The sequence below is a fragment of the Mesorhizobium sp. M0833 genome (assembly GCF_040319905.1).
GTDB lineage: Bacteria > Pseudomonadota > Alphaproteobacteria > Rhizobiales > Rhizobiaceae > Mesorhizobium.
Genome location: NZ_JAMYOQ010000012.1, coordinates 139,217 through 154,777, shown reverse-complemented (window position 1 = coordinate 154,777; position 15,561 = coordinate 139,217). Strand labels below are relative to the sequence as shown.

At 62.3% G+C, this 15,561-nt stretch carries 19 protein-coding genes; 9 read left to right on the top strand and 10 right to left on the bottom strand.

Annotated elements, in window-relative coordinates:
* From NKH98_RS16270 to NKH98_RS16260, 3 genes are read left to right on the top strand one after another with little or no spacing between them, the layout of a single operon-like run.
* Window positions 1–666, top strand: coding sequence for a glutathione S-transferase family protein (locus NKH98_RS16270; RefSeq protein WP_352477367.1), 666 nt, complete (start codon window positions 1–3; stop codon window positions 664–666).
* A gap of 2 nt (window positions 667–668) precedes the next feature.
* Window positions 669–1,079, top strand: a complete 411-nt coding sequence (locus NKH98_RS16265) for a hypothetical protein (RefSeq protein WP_352896679.1) — start codon at window positions 669–671, stop codon at window positions 1,077–1,079.
* A gap of 4 nt (window positions 1,080–1,083) precedes the next feature.
* Window positions 1,084–1,770: a Pr6Pr family membrane protein gene (locus NKH98_RS16260; RefSeq protein ID WP_502894264.1), complete on the top strand. Its 687-nt coding sequence runs from the start codon at window positions 1,084–1,086 to the stop codon at window positions 1,768–1,770.
* Here NKH98_RS16260 and NKH98_RS16255 read toward each other — a convergent pair.
* A complete protein-coding gene (locus tag NKH98_RS16255; RefSeq protein ID WP_352738039.1) occupies window positions 1,750–1,995 on the bottom strand; it encodes a DUF1127 domain-containing protein in 246 nt (81 codons plus the stop codon). The genes NKH98_RS16260 and NKH98_RS16255 overlap by 21 nt on opposite strands.
* A 92-nt stretch (window positions 1,996–2,087) precedes the next feature.
* On the opposite strand from NKH98_RS16255, the gene NKH98_RS16250 reads away from it, so the two are divergent.
* The 3 genes from NKH98_RS16250 (at window position 2,088) to NKH98_RS16240 (ending at window position 6,206) form a co-directional block, all read left to right on the top strand.
* A complete protein-coding gene (locus NKH98_RS16250) occupies window positions 2,088–3,500 on the top strand; it encodes an aminotransferase-like domain-containing protein (RefSeq protein WP_352506428.1) in 1,413 nt (470 codons plus the stop codon).
* A gap of 148 nt (window positions 3,501–3,648) precedes the next feature.
* Window positions 3,649–5,886 carry a phosphoribosylformylglycinamidine synthase subunit PurL gene (purL, locus tag NKH98_RS16245; RefSeq protein ID WP_352804903.1) on the top strand — a complete coding sequence of 746 codons (2,238 nt, stop codon included), beginning with the start codon at window positions 3,649–3,651 and terminating at the stop codon, window positions 5,884–5,886.
* A gap of 86 nt (window positions 5,887–5,972) precedes the next feature.
* Window positions 5,973–6,206, top strand: a complete 234-nt coding sequence (locus NKH98_RS16240; protein WP_023674714.1) for a BolA/IbaG family iron-sulfur metabolism protein — start codon at window positions 5,973–5,975, stop codon at window positions 6,204–6,206.
* A 12-nt stretch (window positions 6,207–6,218) separates the two neighbouring features.
* On the opposite strand, the gene NKH98_RS16235 is transcribed toward NKH98_RS16240, so the two are convergent.
* Window positions 6,219–7,025, bottom strand: coding sequence for a phosphodiester glycosidase family protein (locus tag NKH98_RS16235; protein WP_352477360.1), 807 nt, complete (start codon window positions 7,023–7,025; stop codon window positions 6,219–6,221).
* A 162-nt stretch (window positions 7,026–7,187) separates the two neighbouring features.
* Between NKH98_RS16235 and grxD the strand changes: the two genes are divergently transcribed.
* Together grxD and NKH98_RS16225 are read left to right on the top strand one after the other, a co-directional pair.
* A complete protein-coding gene (grxD, locus tag NKH98_RS16230; protein ID WP_023674712.1) occupies window positions 7,188–7,523 on the top strand; it encodes a Grx4 family monothiol glutaredoxin in 336 nt (111 codons plus the stop codon).
* A gap of 207 nt (window positions 7,524–7,730) precedes the next feature.
* On the top strand, window positions 7,731–8,930 hold the full coding sequence (locus NKH98_RS16225) for a multidrug effflux MFS transporter (RefSeq protein ID WP_352899816.1): 1,200 nt from the start codon (window positions 7,731–7,733) through the stop codon (window positions 8,928–8,930).
* Between the two features lie 18 nt (window positions 8,931–8,948).
* On the opposite strand, the gene NKH98_RS16220 is transcribed toward NKH98_RS16225, so the two are convergent.
* The 4 genes from NKH98_RS16220 to rpsD form a co-directional block, all read right to left on the bottom strand.
* Window positions 8,949–9,356, bottom strand: coding sequence for a UCP034077 family protein (locus NKH98_RS16220; RefSeq protein ID WP_254817643.1), 408 nt, complete (start codon window positions 9,354–9,356; stop codon window positions 8,949–8,951).
* 49 nt (window positions 9,357–9,405) lie between these two features.
* A complete protein-coding gene (locus NKH98_RS16215) occupies window positions 9,406–10,233 on the bottom strand; it encodes an inositol monophosphatase family protein (RefSeq protein ID WP_352506431.1) in 828 nt (275 codons plus the stop codon).
* Complete coding sequence (gene ttcA / locus NKH98_RS16210) at window positions 10,223–11,104, bottom strand: tRNA 2-thiocytidine(32) synthetase TtcA (protein ID WP_352506567.1); 882 nt, start codon at window positions 11,102–11,104, stop codon at window positions 10,223–10,225. Before ttcA ends, NKH98_RS16215 begins: the two co-directional genes overlap by 11 nt.
* A gap of 158 nt (window positions 11,105–11,262) precedes the next feature.
* Window positions 11,263–11,880: a 30S ribosomal protein S4 gene (rpsD, locus tag NKH98_RS16205; RefSeq protein WP_352506432.1), complete on the bottom strand. Its 618-nt coding sequence runs from the start codon at window positions 11,878–11,880 to the stop codon at window positions 11,263–11,265.
* Window positions 11,881–12,260: 380 nt separating this feature from the next.
* Between rpsD and NKH98_RS16200 the strand changes: the two genes are divergently transcribed.
* The gene (locus NKH98_RS16200; protein WP_023674706.1) at window positions 12,261–12,473 is read left to right on the top strand and encodes a hypothetical protein; all 213 of its coding nucleotides are present in this window, start codon (window positions 12,261–12,263) and stop codon (window positions 12,471–12,473) included.
* A gap of 90 nt (window positions 12,474–12,563) precedes the next feature.
* On the opposite strand, the gene NKH98_RS16195 is transcribed toward NKH98_RS16200, so the two are convergent.
* The 4 genes from NKH98_RS16195 to NKH98_RS16180 all read right to left on the bottom strand — a co-directional run bounded on the left by NKH98_RS16195 (window position 12,564) and on the right by NKH98_RS16180 (window position 15,390).
* A complete protein-coding gene (locus tag NKH98_RS16195) occupies window positions 12,564–12,752 on the bottom strand; it encodes a DUF3008 family protein (RefSeq protein WP_023674705.1) in 189 nt (62 codons plus the stop codon).
* Between the two features lie 76 nt (window positions 12,753–12,828).
* Window positions 12,829–13,641 (bottom strand): glutamate racemase, encoded by an 813-nt coding sequence (murI, locus tag NKH98_RS16190; RefSeq protein WP_352477507.1) that lies wholly within the window; start codon window positions 13,639–13,641, stop codon window positions 12,829–12,831.
* A gap of 159 nt (window positions 13,642–13,800) precedes the next feature.
* The gene (locus NKH98_RS16185; RefSeq protein WP_352506433.1) at window positions 13,801–14,445 is read right to left on the bottom strand and encodes a DUF805 domain-containing protein; all 645 of its coding nucleotides are present in this window, start codon (window positions 14,443–14,445) and stop codon (window positions 13,801–13,803) included.
* A 78-nt stretch (window positions 14,446–14,523) separates the two neighbouring features.
* Entirely contained in the window at window positions 14,524–15,390 is an 867-nt protein-coding gene (locus tag NKH98_RS16180; protein ID WP_352690855.1) for an RNA methyltransferase, read from the bottom strand.
* Between the last annotated feature and the right edge of the window lie 171 nt (window positions 15,391–15,561).

Below are 15,561 nucleotides of genomic sequence, written 5' to 3'. Positions count from 1 at the left end.
ATGAAACTGTATTCGCGGCCGTTGTCGCCCTATTCGTCGATCGTGCGGGCGCTGGCCTACATCAAGAACGTGCCGCTCAAGGTCATTGCACCGCCGCCTGGGTTTCCCATCCCCGAGGCATTTCGTGCCATCTCGCCGCTGAACCGGATTCCGGTGCTGATCACCGGCTCGGGCGAAACGATCGTCGAATCGGTGGTGATTGCCGAATATCTGGAGGAGCGCTTTCCCGAGCCAGCGCTGCTGCCCAAGGATTCGAAGGACCGGGCACTGGTGCGCATGTTCGCTCGCATCACCGACCTTGACGTGCTCGCCCCCACCATGAAGCTGTTTGAGCTCTATTTCGTGCCGCAGCGCAACGAGGCCGAGATCAAGGCACAGTTCGCCCGATTGCATCACGGGCTTGCAGCAATCGAGGCCCGCATGGCGCATGGCCCGTTCGCGCTCGGCGACGACATCTCCTTCGCCGATGCGTGGCTGACGCCGACCCGCTTCGTCTTCAACAATTTTAGGGCGACGATCGGCCGCCCCGACCTGCTTGATGCCTATCCGAAATTCGATGCCTATGAGCAAATCGCCTTGCAGCATCCGGCGCTGTCGCGCGTCTGGGGTGAGATGACGGACGGTCTGAAGATCTTTCTGTCCGAACTCGAGATGGGCGCCGCTTGACCATGCGATCGACACTAGCCCGCCTCGCCCTCGCCGCTTCCGCCGGTCTTGTACTCGCCTCCTGCCAGTCAGGCCCGAAGAGCACGCCAGCGCCGGCGGGCAAGAGCGCGTCACTGCTTGCCATGGAGCAGGTGGCAATAGCTGCCCACAAATGCTGGATCGCCAGCAAGGACCCTGCGTTCAAATCCTATCAGATGGCCAACGAACTGAATTCGTTCAGCGGCACACCGCGCTTCCTGCTGGTGCCGGCCAAACACTATGGCGGAAAGCCGTTGCTGGTCGTGCAGGCGCAAGGCAATTCGAGCCGCGTCGACGTATTCGGCCCATTGATGGCGGAACCGCTCGGCGCCCGCATCGGCTCGGACATTGCCCGCTGGCAGACGGGCAATCCGGCCTGTGGCGCTGCTGCCTAGCCCAATGGGTCGCTTGCTGCAGATCACCGGTCTGGTCGTCGGCCTGGCCGGGCTCGTCCTGCAGCTCTGCATCACCGTCCCGGCATCAATGGAAGCCGGCCGCGGCTTTGTCGGCTCGCTGGTCTTCTATTTCAGCTTCTTCACCATCCTGACCAATATCGGCGCGGTGCTCGTCCATGCCTCGTTGCTGTCGTCAACGGGTTATGCCTGGTTTCCGGCTTTTGCCGCCCCACGGATGCGGGCGGGCGTAGCCGTCGCCATAACGCTGGTTCTCATCGTTTATGCAACGGTCTTGGCGCAGCTTTGGCAGCCGCGAGGGCTGTTCCTGCTCTGCGATGTGCTCTTGCACTATGTGACGCCGGTGTTGTTCGTGCTGTGGTGGCTTGTGGCGGGCGCCGACGGCTCGACGCGGTGGCGTGACATCTCCTGGTGGATGATCTATCCGATCGCGTATCTGGCCTATGTACTGGCGCGGGCGCCAATATCGGGCGAAGTGCCCTACCCGTTCCTCAACGTCGCCAAGAACGGCGCGACCAGCGTCGCCGTCTCGGCCGTGGCCATCACGGGGCTTTTTCTCGTGCTATGTATTGTGGCGTATTGTGGCGGTGCTTGTGGACCGCGGCGTCGCGCGGCTCAGGACGGCGAGCGTCCGCTGAAGCGCTCGAACGCATCAGTCCCAGAACGGCCTTAGACCTTCACGATGGGCATCGCAGCGCGAGATACCGATGTCCTTGAGCTGATCGTCGGTCATCTCGAGCAGGACCAGCCGACTGCGCCGGCGCTCCAGCAGACCATCGATCCATCGGACGAATGACGTGACCACTTGCACGATCCGGCGAACATAGGATCTCCGGCCCGACGAGCGGCTTCCGGTCAATTCAACTGCCGCGTAGCGGATTGTCTCTATTGTACCCATTGTCTTTCTGCCAAGATTGCAATTGTGCCTTTCGTGCGGCCCGCTTCATATGTATTGACTCCCATTTCGGTGCAATGTAAAAAATTGTCACCATGACAACTTGGCTTCCGGACCTGACCGCCCGCACCGGCCCGCTCTATCAGCGGCTTGCCGATTCCATCGAGACGGACATCGACCGCGGCCTGATCGGTGCAGGGGCAAAGCTGCCGCCGCAGCGCGATCTGGCATACGACATCGGCACGACCGTCGGCACGGTCGGCAGGGCCTATCAATTGCTGCGCGAGCGGGGACTGGTCAGCGGCGAGGTCGGCCGCGGAACCTATGTTATCGCTCAACAGTCGGAGAGCGCAAAGCCGGATTTCCTGGGGCCGGTCGAACAAGGCACACGCTATATGGATGCGCCCGGCGACAAGCTGCGCTTCGATAGCACGGCCGCACCGGATGTCGGCCAGGGTGCCATCGTCGCCGACGTGTTGACACGCACGGCGCAAGACCATCCGCATGAGATTTCAAGCTATACTCGTGATTTCCCGGACCGCTGGTTGGAAGCGGGGAGGCGCTGGTTGTCGCGCAATTCCTATCGCCCGGCGGCGGATGCAATCGTTCCCACGCTCGGCACCCACGCCGCGGTGATGGCAACCATTGCGGGACTCACCGCCCCCGGCGACTATGTCGTCTTCGAGCACCTCACCTATTCGCAGATCTCCCGCAGTGCCGGCCTGATCGGTCGCCGGACCGCGCTGGTGGCGGCTGACGACGAGGGCATAGATCCCCAGGATTTCGAGCGCGTCTGCGCACAAAAGCATCCGAAGATGATTTTTTTGATGCCGACGGCGAAGAACCCGACGCTGACAACGCTGTCGGCATCGCGCCGCGAAGCAATCGCGCATGTCGCCCGTCAATATAACGTCGTCCTGATCGAGGACGATCTCTATGGTGGACTGACCGATGACCCAACGCCTTTAATGGCCGAATATGCTCCCGAACGGACCATCGTTGCCGGCGGCCTGTCGAAATCGGTCGCGGCGGGTGTTCGCGGCGGTTGGCTCGCTTGCCCGCCGGCCTACCGTCACCGCATCCGGGTCGCCCATAAGATGATGACGGGCGGCCTGCCCTTTCTGCTGGCGGAGGTGGGCAGCCGGCTGGTGCTGTCCGGTCAGGCCGCCGAGATGCGCAAGCGCAGCATTGCCGAGATCGGTGCGCGCATCGCGATCGTGCGCGAGACACTCGACGGCTTCGACTTCAAGGCGCTGGACAATGTGCCGTTCGTCTGGCTCACTTTGCCCGACCCGTGGCTGTCCGGCACCTTCAAACAGGCTTGCCTCGAACATGGCGTGCTCATCGACGACGAGGATGAGTTCAAGGCAGGGCGTTCCGAACAGGCCTTTCATGGCGTGCGGTTTGGCATCTCGCAGCCGCGACAGCGGGACGATATCGCGCACGGCGTCGCGGTGATCCGGCGGCTTCTGGACGAGGGCCGCGCCGGCTACGACAGCTTTTCCTGAACCGGCTTGAAACCGGCGGGTCGAGTGGCGATCTTTCGCTACTTGCCGTCAGCTGTTGCTTTCCATCGTTTTAGTCATCCGACGGGGTGTATCGGCTGCAAAGCTTGCGATAAGACGGGACTCGATCTCAAGGACACAATTGCCGATCATGACCATTTCCAATTCCGTGCCGATTACTCCTGAACTCATTGCCGCGCACGGGCTGAAGCCCGACGAGTACCAGCGCATCCTCGACCTGGTCGGGCGCGAACCGAGCTTTACCGAACTTGGTATTTTTTCGGCGATGTGGAACGAGCATTGTTCCTACAAATCCTCGAAGAAGTGGCTGCGCACGCTGCCGACCACCGGGCCGCAAGTCATCCAGGGCCCGGGTGAGAATGCCGGTGTGGTCGACATCGGCGACGGCGCCTGCGTCGTCTTCAAGATGGAGAGCCATAACCACCCCTCCTATATCGAGCCTTATCAGGGCGCTGCGACCGGCGTCGGCGGCATCCTGCGCGATGTCTTCACCATGGGCGCGCGACCGATCGCGGCGATGAACGCGCTGCGCTTCGGCGCGCCGGATCATCCCAAGACAAGGCACCTCGTTGCCGGCGTCGTTTCCGGCGTCGGCGGCTATGGCAATTCCTTCGGCGTGCCGACGGTCGGCGGCGAGGTCAATTTCGACGCCCGCTACAATGGCAATATCCTGGTCAATGCGTTTGCCGCGGGCCTCGCGAAGACAGACGCAATCTTTCTGTCCGAGGCCAAGGGCGTCGGCCTACCGGTGGTCTATCTCGGCGCCAAGACCGGCCGCGACGGCGTCGGCGGCGCCACAATGGCCTCGGCTGAGTTCGACGACAAGATCGACGAGAAGCGCCCCACCGTGCAGGTTGGCGATCCGTTCACCGAAAAATGCCTGCTCGAAGCCTGCCTCGAACTAATGGCGTCCGGCGCCGTTATCGCCATCCAGGATATGGGTGCGGCCGGCCTCACCTGCTCGGCGGTCGAGATGGGCGCCAAGGGCGACCTCGGCATCGAGCTCGATCTCGACAAGGTGCCGGTGCGTGAAGAGCGCATGAGCGCCTATGAGATGATGCTTTCGGAGAGCCAGGAGCGCATGCTGATGGTGCTGCGCCCCGAAAAGGAAAAACAGGCCGAGGCGATCTTCCACAAATGGGGCCTAGACTTTGCCATCGTCGGCAAGACCACCGACGATCTGCGCTTCCGCGTGCTGCACCAGGGCGACGAGGTTGCCAACCTGCCGATCAAGGATCTCGGCGACCAGGCGCCGGAATATGACCGTCCCTGGGTCGAACCGAAGAAGCCGGCGCCGCTGGCCGGCGATGCACCTCAAGCCGATGTGGCCGACGCACTGCTCAAGCTGCTGGGGGGACCGGACCTTTCCTCGCGCCGCTGGGTGTGGGAGCAGTACGACACGCTGATCCAGGGCAATTCCCTGCAGCTTCCCGGCGGCGACGCCGGTGTGGTGCGCGTCGATGGCCACCCGACCAAAGCGCTCGCCTTCTCCTCCGACGTGACGCCGCGCTATTGCGAGGCGGACCCTTACGAGGGCGGCAAACAGGCCGTTGCCGAATGCTGGCGCAATCTTACCGCCACCGGCGCTCTGCCGCTCGCGGCCACCGACAACCTCAATTTCGGCAATCCGGAACGGCCGGAGATCATGGGCCAGCTGGTTGGTGCCGTGAAAGGCATCGGCGATGCCTGCCGGGCGCTTGGCTTTCCGATCGTCTCCGGCAACGTCTCTCTCTACAATGAGACCAACGGCCAAGGCATCCTGCCGACACCAACCATCGGCGGCGTCGGGCTGATTGCCGACTGGTCGAAAATGGTGCGGATCGGCTTTGCCGCCGAAGGCCAGATGATCGTGCTGGTCGGCGCGCCGACCATGTGGGGCACGCATCTTGGCCAGTCCGCCTATATGCGCGACATCCATGGCCGCGCCGACGGCCCGCCGCCGCCGGTCGATCTCGATCACGAGAAGCGGGTCGGCGACCATGTGCGGGCGCTGATCGGCTCCGGTGTCGTTACCGCGGCGCATGACGTTTCCGACGGCGGCATCGCGGTGGCGCTGGCCGAGATGGCGATGGCCTCCAGCATCGGCGCGACCATTCCCGGCCTGATCGGTACGGATCCGATCCCCGTCTGGTTCGGCGAGGATCAGGGCCGCTACCTGCTGACGCTGTCGATCGATCCGCAGAGCGAGGAATGGGACGCCATTCGCGAACAACAAAGCAAACTCGGCATTTTTGCACCGTGGATCGGCTCGACCGGCGGCAGCGAATTGAAGCTGGGCGAGGCGCGTGCGATACCGGTCAGCGAATTGACCGCCGCCCACGAATCCTGGTTCCCTCGCTTCATGGCAAATGAGGTCGTGGACCCGTGATGTGATCAAGCGGGGCCGTTTCGGTGTGGTTCATCCGCCTTTTCGACCATATCTATGAGATCACGACCTGAACAAGGAATCCTCATATGGCAATGGACGCCCACGACATCGAACGGCTGATCAAGGAAGGCATTCCGGACGCCAAGGTGACCATTCGCGACCTGGCCGGCGACGGCGACCATTATGCGGCTGAGGTTGTGGCCGAAAGCTTTCGCGGGAAAAGCCGCGTCCAGCAGCACCAGATGGTCTATGACGCGCTGAAGGGCAACATGGGCGGCGTGCTGCACGCGCTTGCCCTGCAGACCAGCGTGCCGGACTGAGCTCTCTTGCAGTTACCGGCTCGCAAGCTTCTTACCGGTCACGGCGATGATCGGCCCGGCTGGATAGTTTCCACCCACAATCATCCGCTCGCCGTTCGACAGCGCCGAAACGGCCCCGTCGAAGAAAAGCGCGCTGGGACAATCGAGCGCGTCTCGAAACAGTCGGGCGAAGCTGCCGAGGCTGACCTCAGAGCGCGAGATCGCCAGCACGACAGTGTTTTCGTCACGCACGCCGACGCCATTGCGGATATAGCGCGATGTGCCGTTTTGCTCGAAGCGGGGATGAAGCCGGCCGTCGATCACCAGCATCGGGCCGGATTGCGTGGCAAACATCACGTCCAGTCTGGTCGCAACATAGGCGCTTGTCTCGATGACCGCCGCCTTGCCATCCTTCCGGACCAGGAAGACGCCGTTCGGTTTCAGGAAGAAATTGCCTTCGCTGTCGGCGAGGTTGATCGGCGCCTTCTCCCGGCCGTCCTCGACGAGAAGGCCGACCGGAGTCAGGTCTTGGTGATACATGCCGGCGTTCATGGCGAGCAGCACCGGCCGGCCCTGATCCGCCATCGCCTTGTCGAATTTGTCCAGTGAACCGAAAGCCTTGCCGTCAATGCCTGCGTGGAACACACCGATGTCATAGCGGCGCAGATCGATTTCGCAGACGACATAGGCGACCGCCTCGAAGCTCGCGTCGCGGCACGGCGCCGGTAATCCACCGCCGACGACGAGAGGTGGCTGCCTCGGCGACTTGGCCCACCAGATCAAGGACAGTGCGGCGAACAGAACGGCGAGGACGACCCCGGCGAGATACCGTCTTTTCATCACGCCTCGGGACAAATGGTGGCCAACGGCTTGGCCCAAGATCAGACCTTCCTTTGCGCCATTTGCATGGCAAGGCGGCAAACATCTTGTTTCGCGCAACCCATGGGTTTATTTGAAGGGTAATGTTCGAGCCTGACTCCCACAGGCATGAAAGGGTATTCCATGAGCGGCATCAACGATTACATTGACAATGAGGTGAAGGGCAACGACGTCGTTCTCTTCATGAAGGGCACCCCCGGCTTTCCGCAATGCGGATTTTCCGGCCAGGTCGTGCAGATCCTCGACTATATCGGCGCCGACTATAAGGGCGTCGACGTGCTGACGTCGGCCGAACTGCGGCAAGGCATCAAGGACTACTCCAACTGGCCAACCATCCCGCAGCTCTACGTCAAGGGCGAGTTCGTCGGCGGCTGCGACATCATCCGCGAGATGTTCCAGGCGGGCGAATTGCAGACCTTCCTCGTCGAAAAAGGCGTCAGCGTCAAAGGCGCCGCCTGACTTCTGTTTCTGCGTATGACCTTCCGACTGCGATTTTCGGGGGTCAAGCGATAAGCGCCGGGGCAGCCCCCACCTTGGCAAAAAGTTCTGCCCGACATCGGGGCAATCAACGAATGGATGCGTCGGCCAGCCGGCGCATTTTCGTTGAGGATCGGACTGGCCGTGGATCAGCAAGCACAAGCGCAGCAAAAGGCAAGCACCTTGCCCATTCCGCGCTGGGAATTCATTGCGCTGTGCGCGGCGCTGATGGCGCTCAATTCGCTGGCCATCGACATTATTTTGCCGGCGCTGCAGCAGATCGGCGCTTCGCTTGGCGTCGAAAATGAAAACCACCGGCAATATGTGGTCACCGCCTATATCCTTGGCTTTGGGGGCGGACAGCTGTTCTTCGGGCCGATCTCGGACCGTTTCGGGCGCCGCGCGCCTCTTGTCGCAGGGCTGGTGATCTACGTCGTCGCGGCCGGCGCTGCGGCAATCGCCCCGTCATTCGCCACGCTTCTGCTATGCCGGGCCGTGCAAGGCATCGGCGCGGCGGCGACGCGCGTCATTGCCGTCTCGATCGTGCGCGATACGTTCGACGGAAGGCGCATGGCCGAAGTCATGTCCTTGATCTTCATGGTGTTCATGGCCATTCCGGTGGTCGCGCCCGGTATCGGCCAGTTCATCATGCTGTTTGCGACCTGGCATGTGATCTTCGTCACCATGGCAGCCGGCGCGCTGATCGTGTCCGCCTGGTCGCTGCTGCGCCTGCCCGAGACATTACATCCCGAATATCGCCGGCCGCTGACGCTGTCCTCCATCATCGGCGGCTTCCGCATCGTTCTCACCAACCGCATCGCGCTCTGCTACGCCTTCGCCAGCACCTTCATCTTCGGCGCCATGTTCGGCTTCATCGCCTCGGCCCAGCAGATCTATGTCAGCGTGTTCAATGTCGGTGAGATGTTCCCGGTCATCTTCGCGGGGGTTGCCGGCGTGCTTGCGTTTTCGAACTACCTCAATTCGCACCTCGTCGGCCGTATCGGCATGCGCCGCCTGTCGCAAAGCGCGCTGCTGCTGTTTCTGGCAATCAGCCTTGCCTGGCTGGTCGTTTCCATCGAAATGAAGATGCCGCTATGGCTCTTCATTGCCTTCTTTGCCTGCGCCATGGTCCCGTTCGGCGCGCTCGGCGCGAACTTCAACGCGCTCGCTATGGAGCCGCTGGGGCACCTGGCCGGCACTGCGTCGTCGATCCTTGGGTTCATGCAGACATTTCTTGGCGGCATTCTCGGCACGCTAATCGGCCAAGCCTTCAACGGCACGGTGACGCCGCTGGCCGCCGGGTTCTGCAGCGTGTCGGTGGCGGCGCTGCTGATGATCCTGCTGGCCGAGCGCGGCAGACTATTCCAGCCGCATAACCCGCCGGTTTAATACACATTGCGCGTGCGCCTATGATGCACCCTCACTGACCGCGGTGAAGCGAGGGAACAGCGTACGTCCTGCGATTGCTCCACCCATACTGTCGGAAACGGGCAGTGGAAGAGCCTTGTCGAGCGCCTCGAGGACGGAAGCCACAAAGGCCCGGTTGAGCGGACCATCGTCCCCTAGATGGGAGAAAGTGGCGCGCGGCTTGCCAATAAGCGTGCCGTTTCGGCGAATTGAGAACTGCAGCGTCAGGGTCATGCCCGCGGTTCCGGGCGGCGGCTTCCAACAGGCGAAGATTGCGGAGAACATCTCGTCTATGGTGTCGACGGAGTCGGGACTGCGACATGCGCGTTCCCCAGCTCTTGCTTCATTGACACCGGCAACCAAGGCAAGGGCAAAGGCCGTTGCAACAATTGCGGACCGAGGTTTCATTCGAGATCTCCGGTTTCGCACAAGATTGGACACCTTTGGCAGCGAAGAGCTATTCCGCCCAGAGCTCGCGGCGCAGCTCCCGCCAGCTCTCACGGTCCGGCGCGACCAGCAAGCCACCCCCGACATGCGACGGCAGATAGGCGCTGCCGTCGAAGCGCGCGGCATGGCCGCCGGCCTCCGCATGGATCAGCACGCCGGCCAAGTGGTCCCAAGGCATCAGCTTGTTGTAGACGACGAAATGGCCGTGGCCGCTGGCCAGCAGGCGGTATTCGTGGGCGGCGCAGCGATAATTGAACTGCGATAGCGACTTAGTCTGGTTGCGCGCCAAACGTGAGCGGTCCGGCTCGGGCACATAGTGCCATGAGACCGCACCGGTCATTTCCGACATCGGCGCCGGTTTGGCGACATGGACCTTTTCCAGATTGCCATGGGCATGGCGGATATGGCTGCCGGCGCCACTAACGCCGATCAGCCAATCCTTGCCGACGGGGTCGTGAATGATGCCGGCGACCGTCTTGCCCTTGACCACGACGCCAAGCATGACGCCGAACAGCGGCACGCCGGAGGCGAAGTTGAAAGTGCCGTCGACCGGGTCGATGACGAAGGCGAGTTCGGCATCGCCGAGACCGTCGAGCAGCGTCGGGTCGTCGGAGCAGGCCTCCTCGCCGACGATCATTGCGTGGGGATAACGCTGGCGCAGGCTGGCGGTGATGAGCCGTTCGGCATTGACGTCGGCCTCGGTGACGAGATCGGCGGCCGAGGTCTTGCGACGGACGTCGCCCTCGCTCAAACGGCGAAAGCGCGGCATGATCTCGGCGACGGCGGCTTCCGACAGAAGGTCGGCAAGCCAGTCGATCGCGCTATCTTCAAATGTCATCGGGACGCCTAGTGGTGAGGGTTTCGTTGAGGGCGGCGAAATCGAACAGTTTCCTGTCGAGCAGATGCGAACGCCGCACATTGGTCATGGCGCGGATCATCGTGTCCTTGCGGCCGGGCATGCGCTTCTCGATGTCGTCGAGCATCGCCTTCATGGCGTTGCGCTGCAGACCTTCCTGGCTACCGCACAGATCGCACGGAATGATCGGGAATTTCATGGCGCCGGCGAATTTCTCGAGATCGGCTTCCGCACAATAGGCGAGCGGCCGCAGCACCATGACATCGCCTTCGTCATTGAGCAGCTTCGGCGGCATGGCGGCCAGGCGCCCGCCATGGAACAGGTTCATGAAGAAGGTTTCCAGTATGTCCTCGCGGTGGTGGCCGAGCACCAGCGCCGAGCAGCCCTCCTCGCGGGCAATGCGATAGAGATGGCCGCGCCGCAGCCGCGAGCACAGCGAGCAATAAGTGCTGCCCTCGGCCAGCTTGTCGGTGACCACCGAATAGGTGTCCTGATATTCGATGCGATGCGGAATGGCATAGCTGTCGAGATAATCGGGCAATATGTGCTTGGGAAAGTTCGGCTGGCCCTGGTCGAGATTGCAGGCCAACAGCTCGACCGGCAGCAGCCCGCGCCATTTGAGATCAAGCAGCACGGCAAGCAAGCCGTAGGAATCCTTGCCGCCCGACAGAGCGATCAGCCAACGGTCGCCGGGTCTCACCATGGCGAAATCGTCGATCGCCTGGCGGGCAAGCCGCAACAGCCGCTTGCGCAGCTTGTTGAACTCGACGGAGGACGGCACATCGGCAAACAGCGGATGAAAGCCGCCTTCGGCCTCGGCGATCGGGTCAAGCGTTTTGGCGTCTGGCTGCATGTTCACGGCGCGTCGGCCCTAAAGTCCTGTTGCCGCCCGCAGTAGCGCATCGGATCGAAAATCGAAATCGATTTCCGACTCACGTCCCTGAAAAGGACGAAGAAAGAAAAGGCCGCCTGGAGGGGCGGCCTTCGGTTTTGTCGTGACGAACGCGCCGATCAGCGCGAATAGAATTCGACGACCAGATTCGGTTCCATCTGCACGGCAAACGGAACGTCCGCCAAGCCGGGGATGCGCGTGAAAGTCGCGGTCATCTTGTTGTGGTCGGCCTCGATGTAATCGGGCACGTCGCGCTCGGCCAGGCCCACCGATTCCAGCACGATGACCAGCTGCTTCGACTTCTCGCGCACTTCGATGACATCGCCCGGCTTGCAACGGTACGAGCCGATGTTGACGCGCTTGCCATTGACGTTGATGTGGCCGTGATTGACGAACTGGCGCGCCGCAAAGATGGTCGGCACGAATTTGGAGCGGTAGACGACGGCGTCGAGGCGCGATTCGAGCAAGCCGATCAGGTTCTCCGAGGTGTCGCCCTTGCGGCGGTCCGCCTCTTCATAGACCTTGCGGAACTGCTTCTCCGAAACGTCGCCATAGTGGCCCTTCAGCTTCTGCTTGGCGCGCAGCTGCAGGCCGAAATCGGAAAGCTTGCCCTTGCGGCGCTGGCCATGCTGGCCGGGGCCGTATTCACGCTTGTTGACCGGGGACTTCGGGCGGCCCCAGATGTTTTCGCCAAGACGGCGGTCGATCTTGTACTTCGCGGATTCGCGCTTGCTCATCGCATTCCCTTTCAAAACAACACACCCGGAACCTTATGGTCCGGGTGAAGGAAACGCGCCCTCCTCTGGCCTCCGTTTTCGAGACCTGACAGGGTTTTCCACGCAACGCGACGGAAAACCCACGGGACACGTCATTTCAAACAAGACATAGGGAAAGTAAAACCGGCTGCCCAAACGTCTTGCACACATAAAGAAAACCACCGGGCATTGCGGCCCGGTGTTGGTGGGCTGGTTAAACGGAGATTTAACCGCTGTCAAGCTTCTGGCTGGCGCGAGTCGCCGAACCGGATAGTGTTACGGTTGTAGAACGTGCCGGATGTGGCGGGAGGTTGCGCCAGCGGCATCAGGAAGGGACTGAAGTCAGAGGAGCAGGAATTCGCATGAAGAAGTTCTTCCTTACGTTGGTAGGAGCCGCGGTGATGGCCGGCACGATGGCGGTCGCGCCCGAGCCAGCGCAGGCCCGGCATTGGCATGGGCACAGGCATCACCAGGTCTGCCGCATCGTGGTCAAGAAAAAGGTGGTGTGGCGTCACGGTCATCGCAAGGTCATCCGCTACAAAGTGCGGCGCTGCGGGTGGGGCTGGAACTGGTAATTTTCGCCCTCGCCCGTTGAGACTTCATGGCCCGCGGCTCAGCCGCGGGCCTTTTATTGACCGGCATCCGCCGCCAGAATGGTCAGTCGATCAGTGTTTCGACTTCTTTTCCGGCAGGCCTTTGCGCTTGGTCTCGGCGAATTCCTCGAGCTGTTTTTCGCTCATGGATTTATACATTCCCTTCGACGCACCTTTGAGCGCGCCCTTCTTGGTCTCGCCGCGCTTGGCTGACAATGCCGCGCCGGCCGCTTTCTGCTGGGCTTTTGAGGTGGCTGGCATGATGGTTTCTCCCGTTTCCGATGAGAGGAAAACGCATTGTCTGGTGTGATGTTCCCAAAGCGAAAATTGCTTGCGGTCAGGATATCGCCAGGCCAAATCCCTGCATCAGCCGGCGCGTCGGAAAATCGGCGCTGTTCGAGGTGAAGAACGCAAGGTCGGCCCCTTCCGGCAGTGCCTCTCTGCGATAAGCGGCCTCGGTATCGGCAAGCAGCGACAGCGCGCGGCGTGCGATCGCCTCGGCCGGGTCGAGCCAGTCGACCGGCCAAGGTGCTGTCTTGCGCATGCGGTTGGCCAAAAAAGGATAATGGGTGCAGGCAAGCACGACGATGTCGGTGCGCAGCCCGTCATGCTCAACGAAGCACGGCGCGATCTCGGCGCGCACGGCGTCCTCGTCGACAAAACCATCGCGCATATAGGCTTCGGCCAATCCAGCCAGCCTGTCGCTGCCGACCAGGCGGACGTGGCATTTCTGCGCCCACTTGCTGATCAGGTCGCGCGTGTACTGGCGCTTGACGGTGCCGGGCGTCGCCAGCACCGAAACCAGGCCTGAGCGCGTGCGTTCCGCCGCCGGCTTGATGGCCGGCACGGTGCCGACGAAAGGGTGGCCGGGAAACCGCTCGCGCAACGCATCGATGACCAGTGTCGAGGCGGTGTTGCAGGCGATGACCGAAATGGCCGGCGAAAACCGTTCGAGCAGCCTAGCGAACAACTCCAGAATATGTGTTCTCAGCGCCGTTTCCTCCCAGGCGCCGAAGGGGAACGCCGCGTCGTCGGCGACATAGATGAAGCGGCGGTCAGGCATCAGGACGCGCGCCTCACGCAGCACGGTGAGGCCGCCAATGCCGGAATCGAACATCAGGATCGGACGGGCGCTCGACGGATCGGTCATGGTCATTGAGTCACTAAGGGCTGGGAATCACTAAGGGCTGGGGAATTACAAAACGAGATCACGAGAGAAGGCCGGCCTATGCATTTTGCTTCGGCCAATGATGCTTTGTCCCGGCCGCTTCTATGTGGAACCATCATGGCCTTGATGCGGCGAGACGGGTCACACAAGGCCCCGCTTGCCGAAGCCGCCGGCCCGCGGCCGGCCGATTGCCGGAGATGCAGGTTGAGATGCGCGATGGTTCGACGGCACCGGTGCGGCGCGCATGGCGTAGGGCGGAGCCTGGGCCGTCACGCCGGCGGCTGACGCTGAATGGAGCGCCGCGGTGCCGCGTAGCGGCCCGGGCGGGTCGAAATCGTCGAAACTCAGGGATGACGCTATATCGGAAGAGCGACCGCCCGCCGGCCTGGCCGCCAAGATGACGGCCCACAGCCCGACAAGAGCTAATCCCAGCAGGTTAAGACCGGAATGCGAATCTTCGCCGTCGAATTTTACGACAAGAACAGTGCCGGCCTGCAGGATCGCGAACAGCGTCGAGAACACGATATACGACCAAAGGATCCAACCGGACCCTTGCGCGTCGCGGCTTCGACGCCAGGCGAAATTCGCGCGGAACAGAACGATCACCAGCGAGGCGACGAGAACGGCCGCGGCCAGCCCTTCCCTGGAAGGACCTGGTTTCGAATTGGCCAAGCCCTCGATGCCGATGGTCAGCACGACACACAGCACAAAGGTCGCGATTTCCGCAACCAGCAGAGTCACGGAATAGAAGAAAAAGCGAAGACGACCGATATTTGAGCTAAACATCCGAGATCCATCGTTTCGAAAACCATGGATCAAACCAAATAAAATTCGGTTACTGGTAAGACAGCTGCATTTGCGCGCCTAGTCTTTGTCTTTCGCCCTCGCAGCGCGTGCCGCGGCCGCCGGGAGCCGCCTTGGATCGTCGCCGGGCGATCCGTCGCCGCGCGGCATGGCCGGCGAGAACCTGTCCAGCGATGATATTATTCCGCGCAGCACCTTGAGCTCCGGCTCGGCAAAGCCGGGGCGGGTCAGCACTGCGCGCAAATTGTCGACCATCTTCGGCTTCTTCGCTGCCGGGCGGAAATAGCCGCGCGCCTCCAGTGCACCTTCCAGATACGCAAACAGGCCGTGCAATTCTTCCTTGGCAGCCGGCGGCATTTCAGGGCCGGAAAAGTTGGTCATGGTCTCGTTTTCCAGGCCGGACTTCATCCATTCATAGGACATCAGCAGGGCCGCCTGGGCGATGTTGAGCGAGGAGAAGGCTGGATCGACGGGGAAGGTGACGATCTCGTCGGCAAGGCCGACCTCGTCATTATAGAGGCCGAAGCGCTCGCGGCCGAACAGGATGCCGGTGCGCTGGCCGGCCCGCTGCCGCGCCCGCAGCGCCCTGCCCGCCTCGACCGGACCGCGCACCGGCTTGAAATTGTCGCGCGCGCGCGCCGTGGTGGCGAAGACGAAGTTCAAATCGCCGACCGCCGAGGCCAGGTCGTCGAACACCGTGACGGCATCGATGAGGTGGTCGGCGCGACTTGCGGCGGCACGCGCCTTGTCGCTCGGCCAGCCGTCGCGCGGATTGACGAGCCGCAGCTCGGCAAGCCCGAAATTGGCCATGGCGCGCGCAACCATGCCGATATTCTCGCCGAGCTGCGGCTCGACCAGGATGATCGCCGGTCCGGACGCAGGCGTTCCGGAGGCAAGAGGGGTGTCGGGATCCTGGGTAGCGGCCATGGTTGTCAGTGAACTGCTGTTTGCGGCATTTCGCAGTCTCCTGCCACATTTGGCGGCGAAAATGAAGCTTTGGCAAAGAATGCCGGCACTACGGCGCGGTTCGCCGTTTGCGCGGCCAAAAAGCCTTTGATATACGGGCCGCATCCCAGGGCCGGCAGCCGTGCGGGCAAG

What these genes read in the sequence shown, in the direction of transcription:
- murI (WP_352477507.1), bottom strand. Translation starts at nt 13,641, where the DNA reads ATGACCGATCCGTCGAGCGCCCGTCCGATCCTGATGTTCGATTCCGGC.
- NKH98_RS16250 (WP_352506428.1), top strand. Translation starts at nt 2,088, where the DNA reads ATGACAACTTGGCTTCCGGACCTGACCGCCCGCACCGGCCCGCTCTAT.
- NKH98_RS16270 (WP_352477367.1), top strand. Translation starts at nt 1, where the DNA reads ATGAAACTGTATTCGCGGCCGTTGTCGCCCTATTCGTCGATCGTGCGG.
- NKH98_RS16220 (WP_254817643.1), bottom strand. Translation starts at nt 9,356, where the DNA reads ATGAAACCTCGGTCCGCAATTGTTGCAACGGCCTTTGCCCTTGCCTTG.
- ttcA (WP_352506567.1), bottom strand. Translation starts at nt 11,104, where the DNA reads ATGCAGCCAGACGCCAAAACGCTTGACCCGATCGCCGAGGCCGAAGGC.
- NKH98_RS16265 (WP_352896679.1), top strand. Translation starts at nt 669, where the DNA reads ATGCGATCGACACTAGCCCGCCTCGCCCTCGCCGCTTCCGCCGGTCTT.
- NKH98_RS16260 (WP_502894264.1), top strand. Translation starts at nt 1,084, where the DNA reads ATGGGTCGCTTGCTGCAGATCACCGGTCTGGTCGTCGGCCTGGCCGGG.
- NKH98_RS16195 (WP_023674705.1), bottom strand. Translation starts at nt 12,752, where the DNA reads ATGCCAGCCACCTCAAAAGCCCAGCAGAAAGCGGCCGGCGCGGCATTG.
- NKH98_RS16235 (WP_352477360.1), bottom strand. Translation starts at nt 7,025, where the DNA reads ATGAAAAGACGGTATCTCGCCGGGGTCGTCCTCGCCGTTCTGTTCGCC.
- grxD (WP_023674712.1), top strand. Translation starts at nt 7,188, where the DNA reads ATGAGCGGCATCAACGATTACATTGACAATGAGGTGAAGGGCAACGAC.
- NKH98_RS16185 (WP_352506433.1), bottom strand. Translation starts at nt 14,445, where the DNA reads ATGTTTAGCTCAAATATCGGTCGTCTTCGCTTTTTCTTCTATTCCGTG.
- NKH98_RS16215 (WP_352506431.1), bottom strand. Translation starts at nt 10,233, where the DNA reads ATGACATTTGAAGATAGCGCGATCGACTGGCTTGCCGACCTTCTGTCG.
- NKH98_RS16200 (WP_023674706.1), top strand. Translation starts at nt 12,261, where the DNA reads ATGAAGAAGTTCTTCCTTACGTTGGTAGGAGCCGCGGTGATGGCCGGC.
- NKH98_RS16180 (WP_352690855.1), bottom strand. Translation starts at nt 15,390, where the DNA reads ATGGCCGCTACCCAGGATCCCGACACCCCTCTTGCCTCCGGAACGCCT.
- rpsD (WP_352506432.1), bottom strand. Translation starts at nt 11,880, where the DNA reads ATGAGCAAGCGCGAATCCGCGAAGTACAAGATCGACCGCCGTCTTGGC.
- NKH98_RS16255 (WP_352738039.1), bottom strand. Translation starts at nt 1,995, where the DNA reads ATGGGTACAATAGAGACAATCCGCTACGCGGCAGTTGAATTGACCGGA.
- purL (WP_352804903.1), top strand. Translation starts at nt 3,649, where the DNA reads ATGACCATTTCCAATTCCGTGCCGATTACTCCTGAACTCATTGCCGCG.
- NKH98_RS16240 (WP_023674714.1), top strand. Translation starts at nt 5,973, where the DNA reads ATGGCAATGGACGCCCACGACATCGAACGGCTGATCAAGGAAGGCATT.